The 16,631-nt window shown below is 47.1% G+C and carries 17 protein-coding genes; 7 read left to right on the top strand and 10 right to left on the bottom strand.

Going from position 1 to position 16,631, the window contains the following annotated elements:
• Nucleotides 1–10: 10 nt before the first annotated feature.
• Nucleotides 11–1,222, top strand: coding sequence for an MFS transporter (locus CRO25_RS10410; protein WP_063564892.1), 1,212 nt, complete (start codon nt 11–13; stop codon nt 1,220–1,222).
• Nucleotides 1,223–1,336: 114 nt separating this feature from the next.
• Here CRO25_RS10410 and CRO25_RS10415 read toward each other — a convergent pair whose 3' ends face one another.
• Nucleotides 1,337–2,539 carry a cytochrome P450 gene (locus CRO25_RS10415; RefSeq protein ID WP_079694863.1) on the bottom strand — a complete coding sequence of 401 codons (1,203 nt, stop codon included), beginning with the start codon at nt 2,537–2,539 and terminating at the stop codon, nt 1,337–1,339.
• A gap of 507 nt (nt 2,540–3,046) precedes the next feature.
• Here CRO25_RS10415 and CRO25_RS10420 point away from each other — a divergent pair.
• The gene (locus tag CRO25_RS10420) at nt 3,047–4,258 is read left to right on the top strand and encodes an asparaginase (RefSeq protein ID WP_079694864.1); all 1,212 of its coding nucleotides are present in this window, start codon (nt 3,047–3,049) and stop codon (nt 4,256–4,258) included.
• A gap of 130 nt (nt 4,259–4,388) precedes the next feature.
• On the opposite strand, the gene CRO25_RS10425 is transcribed toward CRO25_RS10420, so the two are convergent.
• Nucleotides 4,389–5,021: an O-methyltransferase gene (locus tag CRO25_RS10425; RefSeq protein ID WP_079694865.1), complete on the bottom strand. Its 633-nt coding sequence runs from the start codon at nt 5,019–5,021 to the stop codon at nt 4,389–4,391.
• Nucleotides 5,022–5,262: 241 nt separating this feature from the next.
• Here CRO25_RS10425 and CRO25_RS10430 point away from each other — a divergent pair, with 241 nt between their 5' ends.
• The 4 genes from CRO25_RS10430 to CRO25_RS10445 all read left to right on the top strand — a co-directional run bounded on the left by CRO25_RS10430 (nt 5,263) and on the right by CRO25_RS10445 (nt 10,031).
• Nucleotides 5,263–6,414, top strand: coding sequence for a class I SAM-dependent RNA methyltransferase (locus CRO25_RS10430; RefSeq protein WP_063564896.1), 1,152 nt, complete (start codon nt 5,263–5,265; stop codon nt 6,412–6,414).
• Nucleotides 6,415–6,627: 213 nt separating this feature from the next.
• Nucleotides 6,628–8,625 carry an LTA synthase family protein gene (locus CRO25_RS10435; protein ID WP_079694866.1) on the top strand — a complete coding sequence of 666 codons (1,998 nt, stop codon included), beginning with the start codon at nt 6,628–6,630 and terminating at the stop codon, nt 8,623–8,625.
• A gap of 89 nt (nt 8,626–8,714) precedes the next feature.
• Nucleotides 8,715–9,140 (top strand): cytidine deaminase, encoded by a 426-nt coding sequence (locus tag CRO25_RS10440; RefSeq protein ID WP_063564955.1) that lies wholly within the window; start codon nt 8,715–8,717, stop codon nt 9,138–9,140.
• A gap of 156 nt (nt 9,141–9,296) precedes the next feature.
• Nucleotides 9,297–10,031, top strand: a complete 735-nt coding sequence (locus CRO25_RS10445; RefSeq protein ID WP_079694867.1) for a DsbA family oxidoreductase — start codon at nt 9,297–9,299, stop codon at nt 10,029–10,031.
• Nucleotides 10,032–10,410: 379 nt separating this feature from the next.
• Here the strand turns inward: CRO25_RS10445 and CRO25_RS10450 are convergent, their stop codons facing one another.
• On the bottom strand, nt 10,411–11,241 hold the full coding sequence (locus tag CRO25_RS10450; protein ID WP_063564899.1) for an aldo/keto reductase: 831 nt from the start codon (nt 11,239–11,241) through the stop codon (nt 10,411–10,413).
• Between the two features lie 175 nt (nt 11,242–11,416).
• Nucleotides 11,417–11,698: a hypothetical protein gene (locus CRO25_RS10455; protein WP_063564900.1), complete on the bottom strand. Its 282-nt coding sequence runs from the start codon at nt 11,696–11,698 to the stop codon at nt 11,417–11,419.
• A 203-nt stretch (nt 11,699–11,901) separates the two neighbouring features.
• Between CRO25_RS10455 and CRO25_RS10460 the strand changes: the two genes are divergently transcribed.
• Nucleotides 11,902–12,300, top strand: a complete 399-nt coding sequence (locus CRO25_RS10460; RefSeq protein WP_079694868.1) for a hypothetical protein — start codon at nt 11,902–11,904, stop codon at nt 12,298–12,300.
• 92 nt (nt 12,301–12,392) lie between these two features.
• Here CRO25_RS10460 and CRO25_RS10465 read toward each other — a convergent pair whose 3' ends face one another.
• From CRO25_RS10465 to CRO25_RS10490, 6 genes are all read right to left on the bottom strand, one after another.
• Complete coding sequence (locus CRO25_RS10465) at nt 12,393–12,614, bottom strand: DUF1450 domain-containing protein (RefSeq protein WP_024629198.1); 222 nt, start codon at nt 12,612–12,614, stop codon at nt 12,393–12,395.
• Between the two features lie 21 nt (nt 12,615–12,635).
• Nucleotides 12,636–12,938: a hypothetical protein gene (locus CRO25_RS10470; RefSeq protein ID WP_063564902.1), complete on the bottom strand. Its 303-nt coding sequence runs from the start codon at nt 12,936–12,938 to the stop codon at nt 12,636–12,638.
• Between the two features lie 143 nt (nt 12,939–13,081).
• The gene (locus CRO25_RS10475; RefSeq protein WP_062322197.1) at nt 13,082–13,339 is read right to left on the bottom strand and encodes a hypothetical protein; all 258 of its coding nucleotides are present in this window, start codon (nt 13,337–13,339) and stop codon (nt 13,082–13,084) included.
• Nucleotides 13,340–13,570: 231 nt separating this feature from the next.
• Entirely contained in the window at nt 13,571–14,785 is a 1,215-nt protein-coding gene (locus tag CRO25_RS10480; RefSeq protein WP_372828760.1) for a M14 family metallopeptidase, read from the bottom strand.
• Nucleotides 14,786–15,025: 240 nt separating this feature from the next.
• Nucleotides 15,026–15,835 (bottom strand): glutamate racemase, encoded by an 810-nt coding sequence (gene racE / locus CRO25_RS10485; RefSeq protein ID WP_063564957.1) that lies wholly within the window; start codon nt 15,833–15,835, stop codon nt 15,026–15,028.
• A gap of 225 nt (nt 15,836–16,060) precedes the next feature.
• Nucleotides 16,061–16,447 (bottom strand): YtxH domain-containing protein, encoded by a 387-nt coding sequence (locus CRO25_RS10490; RefSeq protein WP_063564903.1) that lies wholly within the window; start codon nt 16,445–16,447, stop codon nt 16,061–16,063.
• Nucleotides 16,448–16,631 lie beyond the last annotated feature (184 nt).

Consider the following 16,631-nt stretch of genomic DNA (forward strand, 5'->3'; position numbering starts at 1 on the left):
TGAAAGCACTTTGAAAACGTGGAAAGTAAACCTCATTGTGCTTTGGTTTGGACAATTTCTGGTCAACTCGGGCATGACCATGATTACCCCGTTTTTGTCCCTTTATCTCGCCAGGGATCTTGGCGTGGTTGGTGAGCATGAAATTGGCATATGGGCGGGATTTATATTTGCTGCCAACTTCCTCACCTCATTTTTGTTCCAGCCCTTGTGGGGCAAATTGTCTGACAAGTACGGACGGAAAATTATGTTGCTGCGTTCCGGATTCGGGATGGCGATTGTTATTGCCTTGATGGGTTTTGCACAGAACCCATGGCAGCTCCTTTTATTACGACTGCTCAACGGTACGATCTCCGGATTCAACCCGGCAGCAGTTGCATTGATCTCGGGTACAACGCCGAAGGATCGCATGGGTTTTGCCATGGGCATCAGCCAATCCGGCCAAGTGGCCGGTACGATTCTAGGTCCGCTGATCGGCGGTTTGCTTGCTGATGCAGTGGGCTTCCGCCCTATCTTCTATATTACTGGCGGACTGATCTTTGCGGCTTCCATGCTCGCCATGTTCCTGGTCAGAGAGAAGTTTGACCGCAAGGAAGCGGCCAAACTGCCGGAACAATCCGTATTGTCCGGTCTGAAGGAACTGAACAAGTCTCCCCAGTTACCTGCGCTATTCGCTGTAACATTCCTATTGCAATTTGCCATGATCAGCCCGATGTCACTCTTGCCGCTGTATGTACAGAAGTTACACGGTTCGGATGTCAACGTCGCCTTCTGGGCAGGGCTTGTCGGTGCAGTCACGGGACTATCTAACATGGCCATGTCCCCGATACTCGGGAAACTCAGTGACAGGGTAGGTTCACACAAGGTACTTACCTTCTCTCTCATAGGAACAGGGCTCATGCTTATACCTCAAGCTTTCGTGCAGACGGTATGGCAGCTCATCATCGTCCGTTTCATGATGGGTGTGTTCATGGGCGGCCTGCTTCCGAGTGTCAACGCGCTCATTCGCTCCTATACGCCAGATAGCATGATTAGTCGGGCCTTCAGCTTTAATACGAGTACACTCGCGCTCGGTAACATGCTTGGAGCCGTAATCGGTGGCTTTATGGCCGGGTTCATTGGCATCGAAGGACTGTTCATCGTCTCTGGTGGGCTGCTGCTGCTCAACATGGTGTGGGTAAGACTCAAGCTGTACAAAAAGCCCCCTCTGATCAGAGAATCCTGACGCTTGGATTCAATGTTATTTGTTCTTATAAAAAGCCGCTTTCAGCGCCTATTAGGCATGAAAGCGGCTTTTGGCATTCATTTGTTCAAACCTTAAAATTGATTCATTGAGTCATTAAGTCAGATGGCTTGTGAATTGAATCGGGTATTCTTTAACTCCAAATACAAAAGCACTTTGAATCGGCTGCAGAACGGTTTCCGGCACAAGCTGAATGTCTTCCATTTGCCGAAGCATCGTCTGAAGTACAACCCTCGCCTCAAGTCGTGCAAGCGGCGCACCGAGACAGAAATGAATACCAAAACCAAAACCCATATGTCTGTTCGGCTTGCGGTCGGGCACGAACTTCTCTGCCTGATCGAATTGAGCGCTATCCCGGTTGGCCGATCCTACCCAGGATATCACCTGTTCCCCCGCCTGAATCGTTTGTCCGTTCAATTCTACGTTTTCTTTGGCAATACGCCCTATAGCCACAATTGGCGGATAATAACGCAACGTTTCCTCTACCGCAGTGGGGATAAGTTCAGGATGTTCTCGCAGCTGCTGTTGAAGCTCAGGCTGCTCTAACAGAATACGAACGGCATTGGTAATCAGATTGGTTGTGGTTTCATTACCGGCAGCAAGTAACAAGATGCAAAATCCGACCACTTCCTCTGCCGTTAGCTTCTCCCCTTCAATCTCTGCAGCAAGCAGTATAGAGATCAGATCATCCTCTGGTCGCTGACGTCTTTCTTCCATTATGGCCGTGAAGTAGCTCGCCAACTCCTGCTGGTTCCGTTTCTTTTCTTCCATCAATTCCTGGAAAGCTTCGTCACTGTCATCCCGCGCCCCCTTCACGAGTGCATCAGACCAGTCTTTGAACTTCTGGCGATCCGTTGCAGGGACTCCAATCAATTCAGCGATCACGATAACTGGAAGTGGAGTAGCAAGATCATCGATAAGACGCATACGACCTTCTGAAAAATGCGGAGTCAATAATTCATCAGCGATTTCCTGAATACGCGGAGCTAACGCTTCGATCGCTCTAGGTGTGAACGCCTGATTAACCAGATCCCGTAGTTGTTTGTGCTTCGGCGGATCTGTAGTAAGCATGCTGGCGTTTGCGCGATCACGTTCAGAAGAGAACAGTTTAGGATTTTTTAACACATATTGCACATCTTCATAACGGAAAACATCCCAGCATTCTCGATGGTTGTCATAGCGGACTGGAGTATTGTCACGAAGTTCAGCGTACACCTGGAAGGGAAATAATTGCTGCTCCACCGCCTCCAGCTCCCGGATCGGAATGTAATTGGCATACTTTTTGGGTGCTCGGTTCATCGTTTCTCCTCCAATCATTAATATATATTTATTTACATATTGAAATCACCATATATTATAGACTCAACACTGCGGGCATACAAATATTTGGCAATAATTGAGCCTCTTTTCCTAGAACGTATTACAAAAATCGTCAAGACTTGCTAACTTATACCCCCGCTATTCGTTTTGGATAAGATCACTTCAGCTATGGACGATACTGCAACACTTTCCCCAAAGTTTCCTTCTAAATCTATCAGGTCAAAAGACTCAAATGTAATAAAATATGACACAAAAAATTATTTATTATGATTTCATATTCCTCATTCTCTTTTTTACCTTCTCATATTTATCCATAAATCCTCATAAATACGCTATATACTCTACATTTCTATAAATGTAACCGATTACTCTATCTATATCTACAATTGTCATATTATTTAACATGAAATACAATCAATTTGAATTCATATACATATCATCCTCAACAAACATCACACGAAACTAACCTGAAGGAGAGTGCTATTCATGAAAAAAACTTCAAATCTTCGTCCTTGGGCTGTATGGAGCACAGCCGCTTTGACAGCTCTGACCATTTCCTTGTCCCCCATCGGGACCTATGCAGCTCACGCGGCTACGGTAGAAGTGAGCGGTACAACTAGTGCGGTTCAGACTGCATCATCCACTCCGGCTCGCAATACGACCATCCCTGCTCTATCAGATTCGTCCAAACAATCCGCACTGCCTAATGTTCTGGTCATTGGAACGGGTGGTACGATTGCAGGTCAATCCGAGGATGCAACCAGCTTCCAGAACTATAAAGCTGGTACACTCCCGATTGGAGAAATGGTCGACGCCTTACCGGACAAACAGAAGATTGCAGATGTTAGCACTCTCCAATTTGGAAATTCAGGTTCAGGTTCTTATACCATGGCTGATCTCTATGACTTATCTCAGACGGTAGATAAGGCTCTGGCTCAGTATGACAGCGTTGTAGTTACCACCGGTACAGATACCATGGAGGAAATCGCCTACTTCCTTGACATGACCGTACAAAGTGACAAACCCGTCGTCATTACAGGGTCCATGCGCCCTTGGACAGTTATCGGCTCAGATGCACAAGCGAATCTGTACAACGCCATTAAGCTCGCAGGCAGCGGGCGCACCACTTCATTTGGGACCGTGCTAATGTTGAACGATACCATTCAATTGGCACGCGGCGTGACCAAAACGAATGATTATCGAACAGACACGTTCGAAACTCCGATGCTTGGTGCAGTAGGTTATATTGATGAAGAAAACATTCGAATTTACCGTGCTCCTGCACGTGCCTTGAAGCCTGAAGGTACATTGAAACCGGCATTCGACCTGAGCAAAATCACGAAGGCAGATCTCGCCAAGGTGGAAATTGCGATTTCCTATCAGGAAGCTGGCGGCGAAGCTATTGAAGGATTTGTGAAGGGCGGCGCCAAGGGAATCGTAACGTCCGGTACCGGAGCAGGCGGTATCTCCAAAGCGATGGGACAAGCACGTACCAAAGCGGTCGAGGATGGCGTAATCTTCGTAACGACCACTCGGACAGGTTCAGGCAGTGTATATGGCGGTGGGAAAGGCGTTATAGCCGGTGACAACCTCAGTCCTCAGCAAGCACGCATTTTGTTGATGCTCGGCCTGTCCTTTAGCGACGATTTTGACACGATCCAAAAATGGTTCGAGACTTACGGAACGCCTGAAGTTTAATAAGGCTCTCATCACTTCACTCCAATAAGCAGAAAGAGACGATAATACCCTGAGATTCAGGAGTGTTATCGTCTCTTTCTTTTCGAATTGAATACGCATTCCATCCGTTTTAACGGATCTGCATCTTTTCTTACTTCACCCAGGCCAGAGCCAGACCATCATAATCCGGCAGCATCGTCGTTACGAGGCGCGGGTCACTGGCCATCTGCTCGTTGAAGCGTCGAACCGCGAGGACAGCCGGACCCTGCTTGTCTGAATTCAGCGTACGGCCGCGCAGGAAACAGTTATCTCCCACAATGACCGCCCCGGGCCGCGCGAGCTTAATGGCGTAATCGAGGTATACGGGATAATTCTCCTTGTCTGCATCAATGAAGAAGAAATCGAAGGTACGTCCTTCCTGTGCCAGCTGCTCCAGACTGTCAGCTGCGGGGCCAATTCGATATTCGACTTTATCCCCAAAGCCTGCTTCCTCCAGATGACCGCGAGCCATCGCTGCGTATTGCTCTTTTAGTTCAAGCGAAGTCAGGGTCCCCCCGTCACTTAAACCGCGAGCAAGACAAATTCCGCTGTATCCGCCCAGCACGCCGATTTCGAGTACAGCCTCGGCTTTCGATGTATTCGCGAGAAAAGTGAGCAAACGGCCATAGGCCGCTGCAACCGAAACTTCCGGCATGCCGTTCGATCGGATGGCTTCTTTTACCTTTAACAAGAGATCATCCTCTTGAAATAATTGATTTACATATTCGTCAGGGGTCAGATTCACCGCTAAAATCCTCCTTGGACACTTGGACTGCTTTCCATATGGATGCCAATGTTCTATAATAAATGTTTGTTGTCAAACACAGGCGGTTGAACTGCTGCATCGGCTCGAAAGATGAATGCATTAGCTCACCGCATTTCTCATTGTAAGTTTTTTCACGGAAAGCGGCAAGGCCGCACCGTCACTATACAGCTGAGAGAAGGATATTCCTTCCCCAGCTTGAAATGGAGTTGAAATGAATCACATGGCTCAATTGCAATTGATTGCGACCTCGGCGATGGGACTCGAGGCTGTTGTCGCCCGGGAACTGAAGCAACTGGGGTATGAGGATGTTACGATCGACAATGGCCGGGTTTTCTTCACTGGAGATTATATTGATATTTGCCGGTGTAATCTGTGGCTGAGAAGTTCCGACCGGGTGTTGGTCAAAATGGGTGAATTCCCGGCGACAACTTTCGATGAATTATTTGAAGGTACCAAAGCATTACCTTGGGAGGAATGGATTCCAGCCGATGGCGAATTTCCGGTTGAAGGTCGCTCCCAAAAATCTCAGTTGAGCAGTGTGCCTGCATCACAAGGGATCGTGAAGAAAGCAATCGTAGAGAAACTGAAGCTGACTTATGACACGGAGTGGTTCCCAGAGGATGGGTCTCGTTATGTGATTGAGGTCATTCTGCTGAACGATCGCGCCCTGCTTACTTTAGATACGACGGGACCAGGTCTGCATAAACGGGGTTATCGTAAACTCGTAACCGAAGCACCACTCAAAGAAACGCTTGCTGCGGCACTTATTCAGCTCAGCCGCTGGAATGTTTCCCGTCCATTCTATGATCCATGTTGCGGTTCAGGCACCATGCTGATTGAAGCCGCCATGATCGGCTGGAACATTGCACCAGGACTTCGTCGGACCTTCAACTCCGAGAACTGGGCTGTCATTCCTGAAGAATTGTGGGAACAGGCGCGCGAAGAAGCATTTGACGCGGTTCGCGACGATATTCCATTGCAAATTTCGGGCAGCGACATCGATCCGGAAGCTATTGAAGTAGCACAGGCAGCAATCAAGAGTGCCGGCTTCGCCAAAGATATTGAAGTCAGCGTCCTGCCCGCTCATCGTGCAAGACCACAGGGCGAATATGGTGTCATTATTACCAACCCTCCATATGGTGAACGTTTGAGTGAAGAGAAAGAAGTGCAGAAGCTGCTGCGTTCTTTAGGGCGCAGTTACCTCGATTTACCGACATGGTCCTTTTTTGCCATCACGTCGACCAAATCTTTCGAGGAAGACTTTGGACACAAGGCAGACAAGCGCCGTAAGTTGTTCAATGGACGCATTGAAACCCAATATTATCAGTATTTGGGCCCACTGCCTCCACGTAATAAAACACCACAACAATAATAATATTGGAATGATCAAGCGCTCCTGCCGTTCACGGCTGGGGCGTTTTTTTGTATGTATTTCGGGAGACTTATGGATGATCTTGTTAACATTGCTTCCGCATGAAGATTTTCTCCCCTGGGCATAGTTGAAAAGCCATGACACCACGCTATAATGGATAAAGTCCTATTTTACATTCCGTTAACAAAACCATTCATCAGGGAGGAGACATATATGTTTGTCACTAAGCCAACACGCAGCCTTACGCCGCGTGGGCTTCTGAATCATCCATTTACGTTATATCTTATTTTTCTTGTACTCATGCTGCTCAAATTAATGTGGCTCCACCACAATCTGCACGCTTACAACATTACGATGGGTCTTCTGGACAAAGTGATTGCCATCGGTTCGCTGCTGCTTCTGTCCTTCTGGACCTGGTGGCTGCCTCGCCGGGGCATGATTATATCACTCGTTATACTCAATCTGCTGCTCACTGCACTGATCTATGCGGATATGGTTTATTATCGCTACTTTCAGGATTTCCTAACAATCCCTGTGCTGATGCAAGCCAGACAGGTTGACGCTTTGGGAGACAGTATTGCTACGCTTATTTACGCCAGTGATCTGTGGTTCTTCGTCGATTGGCTGGTGATTATCCCATACGCAGCGATCCTGCTGTTCAGCAAACGTAACCGTCGTGGACGTTCCAGCGCATATTCGAACGGGTTGAACTCCTACTCGTCAAATTCAGGCAAATCAAGTGTGCGTCGTCGACTCACCGCAGGCAGCATTGCTCTGGTATTGGGTCTGGGGCTCGCGGTTGGTCCGATATATTTTTATAGTAAAACCTGGGCAAAAGGGTTGTTCGATAACAACTGGTGGAACGTATCCATGTACAATGTTACCGGACTTCTTGCTTTTCATGGCTATGATCTGTACAACTATGCCAAAGACCAGCTCGGCTCTGGACCGGAGGTCGATCCTGCCGATCTCGAACAGGCGGAAGCTTATTTCGCCAGCAGACAGCAGGCTGATCCACTGAAGGATGCGATGTTTGGCAAGTATAAAGACAGCAATGTGATCATTGTCCAAGGTGAAGCCTTCATGAATTTCATGATTGGACAAAGCATTGGCGGACAGGAAATCACGCCTCATTTTAACGAGCTGATGAAGGAAAGTCAGTACTACAGTCACTTTTATCACCAGACAGGTCAGGGGCGAACATCGGATGCTGACTTTGGGGCCAATATTTCATTGCATCCACTGTCGGTTGGATCCGCGTTTGTCCGTTACGCAGACCACAGTTATGATTCTCTGCCTTCTATCTTGAAGGATCATGGTTATAGTACGAATGTATTTCATGCCTATGAGAGCGGATTTTGGAATCGTTATACGATGTATCAGAATATGAAGTATGACAAGTTTTACAGTAAAAATGATTTTGAACAGGATGACCCGCTTGGCTGGTCGCTGTCGGATGAGTCCTTTTTCCGCCAATCGGTTGAAAAAATGAGCAGTGAGGTTACAGAGCCCTTCTACTCATTCCTCATTACGCTCAGCAGTCATCATCCATACGCGTTACCCCAAGATAAACAGCAGCTGGATGTGGGTGAATTCAAAGGAACGATGTTTGGCAACTATCTGCAATCCGTTCATTACGTGGATTCTGCGCTCGGCAACATGGTGGAAGACCTGAAAAATCGGGGATTATGGGACAAAACGATCTTCATGTTCTATGGGGATCACGATAATTCCATCAAAGAACAGCCACAATACGAGAAATTTCTCGGACGTTCACTAACTGATCTGGATATGGAGCAGATTATGAACGAAGTGCCTTTGCTGGTGCATCTGCCTGACGGAGCCGCAGCGGGAACGATTGACGAGCCTGCCGGACAACTGGACGTTACACCTTCAGTACTGCATCTGCTGGGTATTTCAGATCAATCCTACTACCACATGGGCAACGATGTGTACGACGGTTCCTCCCGTATGGTGGTATTGCGCAGTGGTGCATTTACAGATGGCTCCTTGTTCTATATTCCTTCGGATGATTACATCTATGACAGCGGCTCCTGTTACGATCTGTCTACTGGTACCAAAACGGATATTAATGCTTGCCGATCTAGCCATGATGAAGCAACAAAGCGACTGCATGTGTCAGATACGGTTAATACGTTTGACCTGATCTCGCGTTTTCGCGAGGAGCAAGCGCCTGCGTCCGAATCCTAACAGATATGGAACGGTAGCTGACGGAACTGTATAATTCATTTTTTTAAAGTTAACCCGATACTACAATGAAATGGAGCTAGTGCATGACCATGACGTCACATCCTGACCAATTCAATATCGAACAAAAGCTGTTCGAAGAAGCTGCAAACTTTGTCAAACATCGCTACCCTCAAGGGTGGGGCGGCGCAGCTGCTGTTTATACCGAAGCTGGATCGCTGTTAATCAGCGTAGCTCCAGAAGTGATTAACGACGCCACGCACTTATGTATGGAAACAGGAGCCTATCTAGAAGCACACAAATTAAACGAGCGGGTCACCCACTCGATCTGTGTAGCACGGGACGATGAGCACTCAGAATTCAAGGTCCTCACCCCTTGTGGTGTGTGCCAGGAACGATTGTTTTTCTGGGGAGAAGACGTGAAGGCTGCCGTGTACGATCCGGATGGAGCTTTAATTTACAAACGATTGGACGAAATTCAGCCTTATCATTGGACCAAGGCATACCGGGATAAGTAAGAAGTTAAATTATAAGTGTTGAGGCTGCAATCCGTTGCATGCTTCGGCACTTCTTTTTTCGAGGCTGGTAATAACCACAACCTTGCGAATGATGGAAAGTCGCTATATAATTGTAACTGTATTGGTTTCATTTATAGATGATGGAGGTTTTAATGAATGAATATTGAAATATGGTCCGACTTTATGTGTCCTTTCTGTTATATTGGCAAACGTCGTCTGGAGAATGTACTCGCACAATTCCCCCACCGCGATGAAGTGCAATTACAGTTCAAAAGTTTTGAGCTTGATCCAAATGCTGAATTGAATAGTGGCAAAACCAACGCAGAATATCTGGCTGCCAAATACAATATGAGTGTGGAGCAGGCACGCGGCATGAATGCCCAAATGAATGCCAATGCTCGTACGGCTGGACTGGAATACAACATTGATGAGATGATCCCTACCAACTCCTTCTCTGCTCACCGTCTGACGCATTGGGCAGAAACACAAGGAAAAATGCTTGAGTTGAGCGAACGACTATTTCAAGCGATCTTCATCGAAGGTAAACATGTCGGCAATTCCGATGTACTGATCGAGTTGGCTGAAGAAGTAGGTCTAGATCGCAATGCAGCAGCAGAAGTGTTGTCCAGTAATCAATTCGCAGAACAGGTTCGTGCCGATCAAGCCGAAGGCGAACAGTTAGGCATCCGAGGTGTACCGTTCTTCGTATTTGATCGCAAGTTCGCTGTATCTGGTGCTCAACCGGATGAGGTGTTCCTTGACGCTATCCAGAAAGCATGGGACGAGCGTTCCCCCTTCACAATGGTAGAGTCCAACACCACTGACGCAGATGGCAGTGGAGTATGCACCGAAGACGGCTGCGAGGTTCCGCAACCGGACCAATCCAAATAACACAAAAGCAGCAGGATCAAGGGTTATCCCCTGAACCTGCTGCTTTTCACTTTTCCCTTTTAAATCCATCCACTTAAGATGAACTCATAATTTACACTATAACGGAGAGGGCAGAACAAATCTGGAGAAGCGGCGCTAAAAGCTTTCTGAAAGAAAGCTGCAACGGAAGCATATACTTCGCATTTATCACTGGATTTTACCCTTTGAAGATAGGGAATTCCAAAAAAACCGGGGATAACGGCGATCGAAAGATTGTTCTGCACACGTAGTGGCCTACTGTAAAGGATTATGCTTTCATTTTATATCACGAAGAACGATCCGTCACCGGAACATCCACAAGCAGATCATTAAACACTCATTTTGGAATTGAGCTACACGCTCAATCCCAAAACAGCTGATCCGGATGTGGTCCCGTCCGTTTATCCGAATCCAGCGCATCAATCAGTTTCAGCTCATCGGGAGTCAGTTCAAAATCAAAGATGTCCGCATTCTCGCGAATTCGCTCCGGGGTAACCGACTTCGGAATCGTCACGATCTGGTTCTGAATATCCCAACGCAGAATAACTTGCGCTGGTGTTTTTCCGTATTTCTGGGCCAGACTTTTCAAAGCCGATTCCTTGTTCAGTTTACCTCTCATAATGGGGCTCCATGCCTCCAGTTGAATGCCCTGCTCCCCGCAGAAATCCTGCAACTCCTGTTGAATCAGACCTGGATGCAGTTCCACCTGATTCACCGCAGGTACCGTTCCACCTTCATCTATGATATCGCGCAGATGGTGTACTTCGAAATTACTTACACCAATGGCACGTACACTTCCTTCGCTATATAGACGTTCGAAAGCTCTCCACGTCTCCTTATACTGGTCTCTACCAGGCCAGTGAATTAAGTATAGATCAATGACATTTAATCCAAGCGCCTTCTGACTGGCCTCAAATGCTCTCAAGGTCGAATCAAAGCCTTGATCCTCGTTCCACAGCTTGGTTGTCACAAACAGCTCATTCCGAGCAACACCACTGCTCGCAATAGCTTGTCCCACTTCTTCTTCATTTCCATAAACGGACGCCGTATCAATACTCCGATATCCGACTTCCAATGCAGTCTCCACTGCTTGCTGTACTTCCTTGCCTTTTGCTCGATAAGTCCCAAATCCCAGCCATGGCATCGTCACTCCGTTGTTCAGAATCGTACAATCTGTAATATGTTTTGTCATTCTGTACCTCCTGTGTGAAATTTGCCTGCTCTTGGTCTATTAACCTTCTCACCAAATTTTAAGCGGCACGTTACACACAGTTTGACTGAGATCCACTTCTTGGGGTCATTCAAAAGAGACATGAATAACCCGCAAAGCACTGCTGCTCTGCGGGTTTCTGGTGTGACAGGAACGCCTATAGATCCCCTTGCCCATTCTGACTCTGGATCGAGTTCAATCTTCTCTTCTCCTCAATGAACATCTCTTCTGCCAGCTCAACGCCCTGACCTCCAAGCGAACGTTCAGCTTGAAGCATAGCCTGCTCGGTATGCGCCAAACGGCGTTCTGCTTGTTCAATGGTCTGTTCTGTTGGATGTGACATTGCCTGTGAAACGGCATAATGAAGTTTGTTCACTGCATTCTGCGCCTGGGATACGGTCGTATCGGCTTGCAAACTGGAATCATAACGCTTCGGCATGAGTATTCCTCCTTGGGATCATGTTCCTGTTACCCCATTAGGATGGTTGACATCGGCCTTCCTTATTCTTCTTTTGCTAAAACAATGACGGATCGCTTCACTGTTCCCATTAAACGATTAGTGATAAATATCATGATGTGTATAACCTTTTCCGGTCTGACTGCGTTTATTTGATAAGTACCTTTTCACAAGGAGGCGTGTGTTTGAAGAACTTTGGGATTATGTTCATACTGCTATCTTTATTGCTACTCATCAGCGGCTGTACACCTTCGACGTATGAAATAACGGGATATACAGGCTCCTCTATTAATAACGAGATCCCGGTTCCCGTGAATGCAAAGCAGCTGAGTATAACGACATATTCAGACAATCCAAACATTAAAACAGGCATTAAATATGAATTGAAACATATCGGGGGAGAACAGGGATTATATGTACCCTCCGATTATTTTGAGAAATTATTCGAAGCCGGATGGGTTGAAGTGGAAGAAGAGCGTATGGGGAATGTTCATTATTTGAAAAAAAGCGATACTATCATCGCCATTGAGATTCAAGAGGATACCTTTAAGATTTTTGAAATGATGCAGGGCTTTACGTTCTAACCCTGTACCGTTCCTAATCACAACTAAAAAAGAGAGGCCGCGGCCTCTCTTTTCCGTTCGTGGACAAGTTTGCCCAATGTAAATTCATACAATTACTTTACGAATTTCGCTACTTTTGCAAGCACTTCTTCTTCTGACGGAGCACTGATGTACCTACCGTTGATGAAGACAAAAGCACGCTTCGCGCAGGGACCGCAATACGATTTGCAACCAATTTTGATCTCCGTATCCGGAGCCATTTTCTCCAACTTGGCTACAATCGATTTTAGTCTGATATGATTACATTTTTCGCATACGCGGATATCGTTAGCCATGAGTTCCCCTTCTTCGCTCCCTTAGTGGTCGCCGTGGTTGCCTTGGGATGGATTCGTAATAACGAAGCCTTCTTCAGGGAAGTAAAGGTAATCAATTTTAACGCCATCCAGCAAAGGCTGATCATTCTCAAGAATAACGTCGATCTCTTTATCGGTAGATACAACCGTATCATTTTCTTTTGGCGTATCGATATCGAGTCCGTAGTGGGCATGATCTCCATGTGCATGTGTGATCACAACGCGCAGCAATTTACCTTCGTTCTCAGGCTTGTCCAGTTCAAGTTTCAATACTTTCGCGGCATTACGTGTAATTTTGCAGTTCATTTCATTCATCTCCTATATCGTAATTGCTGGTTCCAACAATTTTCAGTATTTCTAAACTCCAGCATCTATTGTAAAGAAAATTACTGCGCTTCGCAATAACATTGATGCAAAATCGATGTTAAAACCACCCATTTTGTGTCGGATTAAGACGACGCACCCGCTGTAAGTACCGGATATTTGCGCTCCGCACGACTTACAAACCAGTTCATCAGCAACAACGTAACCCCGATATCATCTATAGGCATAAACGGCATCACGTCAGGAAGCACCCAGTAGAGCAGCGCCGGGATGATGAACAGCAGCTTCTCACCCAAAGGGATCTGAGGAGCCCGCAACAGACGCGGCAGCCGTTTGAATACTTGTGTCCATCGTTTGAATGACAGCAGTCTTCTCCACTTCATATGAACCCCTCCGTATGATTATTGCACTGAAATAAAACAGAACACGTTATAGTCACACCCATCATTACCCGTTCCAGAGCGTTCCGGAACGAATGATGCAATATGCAGATTAAAAAAACGAACGCCGGTAACAGCGCCCGTTCCTGTTATACGAGTGGACAACCTTTAAGTTTCATGTCTTCCCATCCAAATTATGTGAAGTCAGATTTCATGGATTCCCGGTCTTCCCTGTTAGTGCTCTCGATCTGTTAATAATTCAGCCAACAGCATGCCAACCTCTACGCAGATGTCATCGAACTGATCCATGGGCAGCGGGTTGACCCCAAGTCCCACTTCTACCGTGAAGCCGGGCTTTCGAAACTTCTGAATGAACCAGTCTTTGTACCCTGCATCACTTCCACCCAGCTTAACTGCCTTGTACCCCGAAGCCCTTGCCAGTCTGCGTGACAGCGGGGCACTCTCCTTTGGCTCCAAATCTCGGTAGTTCCAATAAATTTCTTGTCCCTGACTGTGCAGCGAAACGACAGCATCGAAATGATGTTGCTCGGTCCACTGTGCAAGTGCCCATGCCTCCGGTTCCGATAAGGGAGCGGTTCCTGCATAATCTCTGGGCCCTGGTGTCGTTATCCCTCTTCTAGCTGCTTCTTCCTCCCAATAAGCCGGGAATTGATCGTTAAGGTCTACTCCCCTGATATTAGACTTCCAATGCGTAAAATGGGAGCGTCCAGCATTCCATGCCAGCAATTCTTCTGCATGGGGATGATCATTGACCACGCCCTCTTGCACCAATTCAACTCCATCCGGGTTGACCATGGGCACCGTCCACAGCGTGGTTTCTTGCATCCAACGTTCCGTCTGGAATTGATGCCATGGCGTATGTGTACTGTAGGCCTTCGCATATTCTTCAATAAACCGCATTAGAACCGCCGTTGTCAGCCACTCATTCGCATGAACAGATGCGTTAACATGAATATGTCTGGGGCCATCACCCAAACGTAGATAAGGCAAAGTCTTGCCCATAACACTGCTGCCTATCGAGCCAATCTCGATAAATGGATACTTCTTTTCCAGCAAACCGATATCACGGCTCATTTCACGATAACCATACTCTCCCTGCAACTTGACGATAGTTTTTCCATTTGAATCCGGAATATGAATACATCGCCCGCACCAGTCCGGAATGTTCGCTATTTCTGGATTGGCCTCACGCAATTCTTCTTCATTCAGTCCAAAACGTAATCCAATCACAGCCACTTTCTCCCCTGGTTGCACTGCATATCTGCGTCCCGTTCCCGGCGTAATGCGCAGCATCTGTCCTGTTAGCAAATAAGGCTGGGACGCTGCTTCAGGGTTGAGAGCAGCCAGTAACTCCTTCGTCATATGGTTCGCTGCCGCAATACGCGACAAGGTATCTCCCTGCTGAACAATAATCCATTGCAGCTCCATGTCGATCTCCTTTCCCTTAGGAAATTGTGTAATCTCCCGTCCTTTTCTCGCCAGTGTCCTTACTGTATGTAATATGTATGCGGGTCTGGTTGTCCGTCATGTGACATGAATCGCGTAAATCCCTCCAACATAAGAAAACGTGATGATACATCTGAGCTTCTTATACTTTCGGATATAAACAAAAGAATCCCGGAACACTAAGTATTCCGGGATTCTTATAAGCATTGAAATCAAAAAAAGTTATGGTAATTGGGTAACCTGCCACACAACTGGCGTTTTGGAGATCTGCTCTCCGAGCCATTGGCGGGTAATATTCTGGAACATGCGGGGGTCCCCTGTGCAAAAAAACTGATGGACCGGCGTCTCATCCCCACTGGCCAGCTTTCGTTTATCATACAAAATCGTACTGATTTCCCTTGCCGTTTCATCTGCCGAACTAATCAGCTTCACTTCCTGCCCCATAACCTCCTGAATGGTATCCATGAGAAAAGGATAGTGCGTACAACCCAGAATAAGACAATCAATCGGCTGTTGTTTAATCTGGCCTAGAGATTGCTCCACCGTACTTGTCGTTTGCTCGGAACGGAATTCGCCTTGCTCCACCAGTGGCACAAGTGCCGGACAAGCCTGACTGACCACATCAATATAGGGAGACAACTGTTTGAGTGCAGACGTATATGCACCACTTCCAATGGTCCCCACGGTGCCAATGACACCAATGCGTCCTGTGCGTGTCGCTGTGATGGCTGCTCGTGCTCCAGGATGAATGACACCAATGACAGGCACATTCACCTTGGCTCGAATATAGTCGAGCGCTGCTGCCGTAGCCGTATTACAGGCGATAACGATAACCTTCGGATCGAACTGGATCAAGAAATCAACGATTTGTTCCGTGAATTGTTTAACTTGTTCGGACGAACGGGGTCCGTACGGTGTCCGGGCAGTATCTCCAAAATATATGATCTTTTCCCGTGGGAGCTGACGCATCACTTCCTTGGCGACCGTCAATCCCCCTACACCGGAGTCTAATATAGCGATTGCTTGCTGCACGAACACACCGCTTCCTTCTTCATTGAATTGGTTCTGTTAACATATTGGTTCCCAGAGCTTTCTTCCTACCGTATGAATTTTCAGGCAAAAAGGTACCTACATCTTACCCGATTTCATCGCAGGGTTCAAACAAAATGCCGTATCGTACAACTCCTGCACGACCACGCACAACAAAGCAGGCTCCCCTCCAGATGGAGGAAAGCCTGCTTGCGTTCAAGCTTAACTTTAGATGTTATCTTTGGAGTCGTCGGCAGGAAGCTTCGCAATGACTTCAATGCCAGACTCATTTGCTGCATCTGCATCGATGGAAGAATCGGAATCAGTAATGACGGCGGATACGCGCACTTCTTTACCTTCAGCGCAATTGCGCCACGATTGGATATCCTGGATAACGACATCTGCCGTCTCTTTTACTTTGGATACGATCTGTGCGCTTTGTTCTCCTACCTTGCTAGCCAGTTCCTGACCCTTCTCACTCACCTGACGTGCACCTTCCGAAATATCTTGACGAAGTTCGCGTCCGGATTTTGGCGCCAGCAGCAAAGCTGTCACTGAACCTACAACCGAGCCGATTAATGCTCCCCACAACAAACTTTTGTTAGAATCCTTCACGTCTCATCTCTCCCTTTACCTTAAATGAAGTACCGAATAACTAAGCAACGACCTGTTGCTCGTCAATCCGGGCGAATGCCTACTCTGTTGATGCAGTATAAGCAGCAAGGGCTTGACCTGACACTCGGATACCAAAAAAAATTCTGGATGTCGTCTTCGCACCTTCTGACGTTATCGAGATATG

Origin of the sequence: Paenibacillus sp. RU5M (assembly GCF_900221055.1) — a bacterium.
Taxonomy (GTDB): domain Bacteria; phylum Bacillota; class Bacilli; order Paenibacillales; family Paenibacillaceae; genus Paenibacillus; species Paenibacillus marchantiae.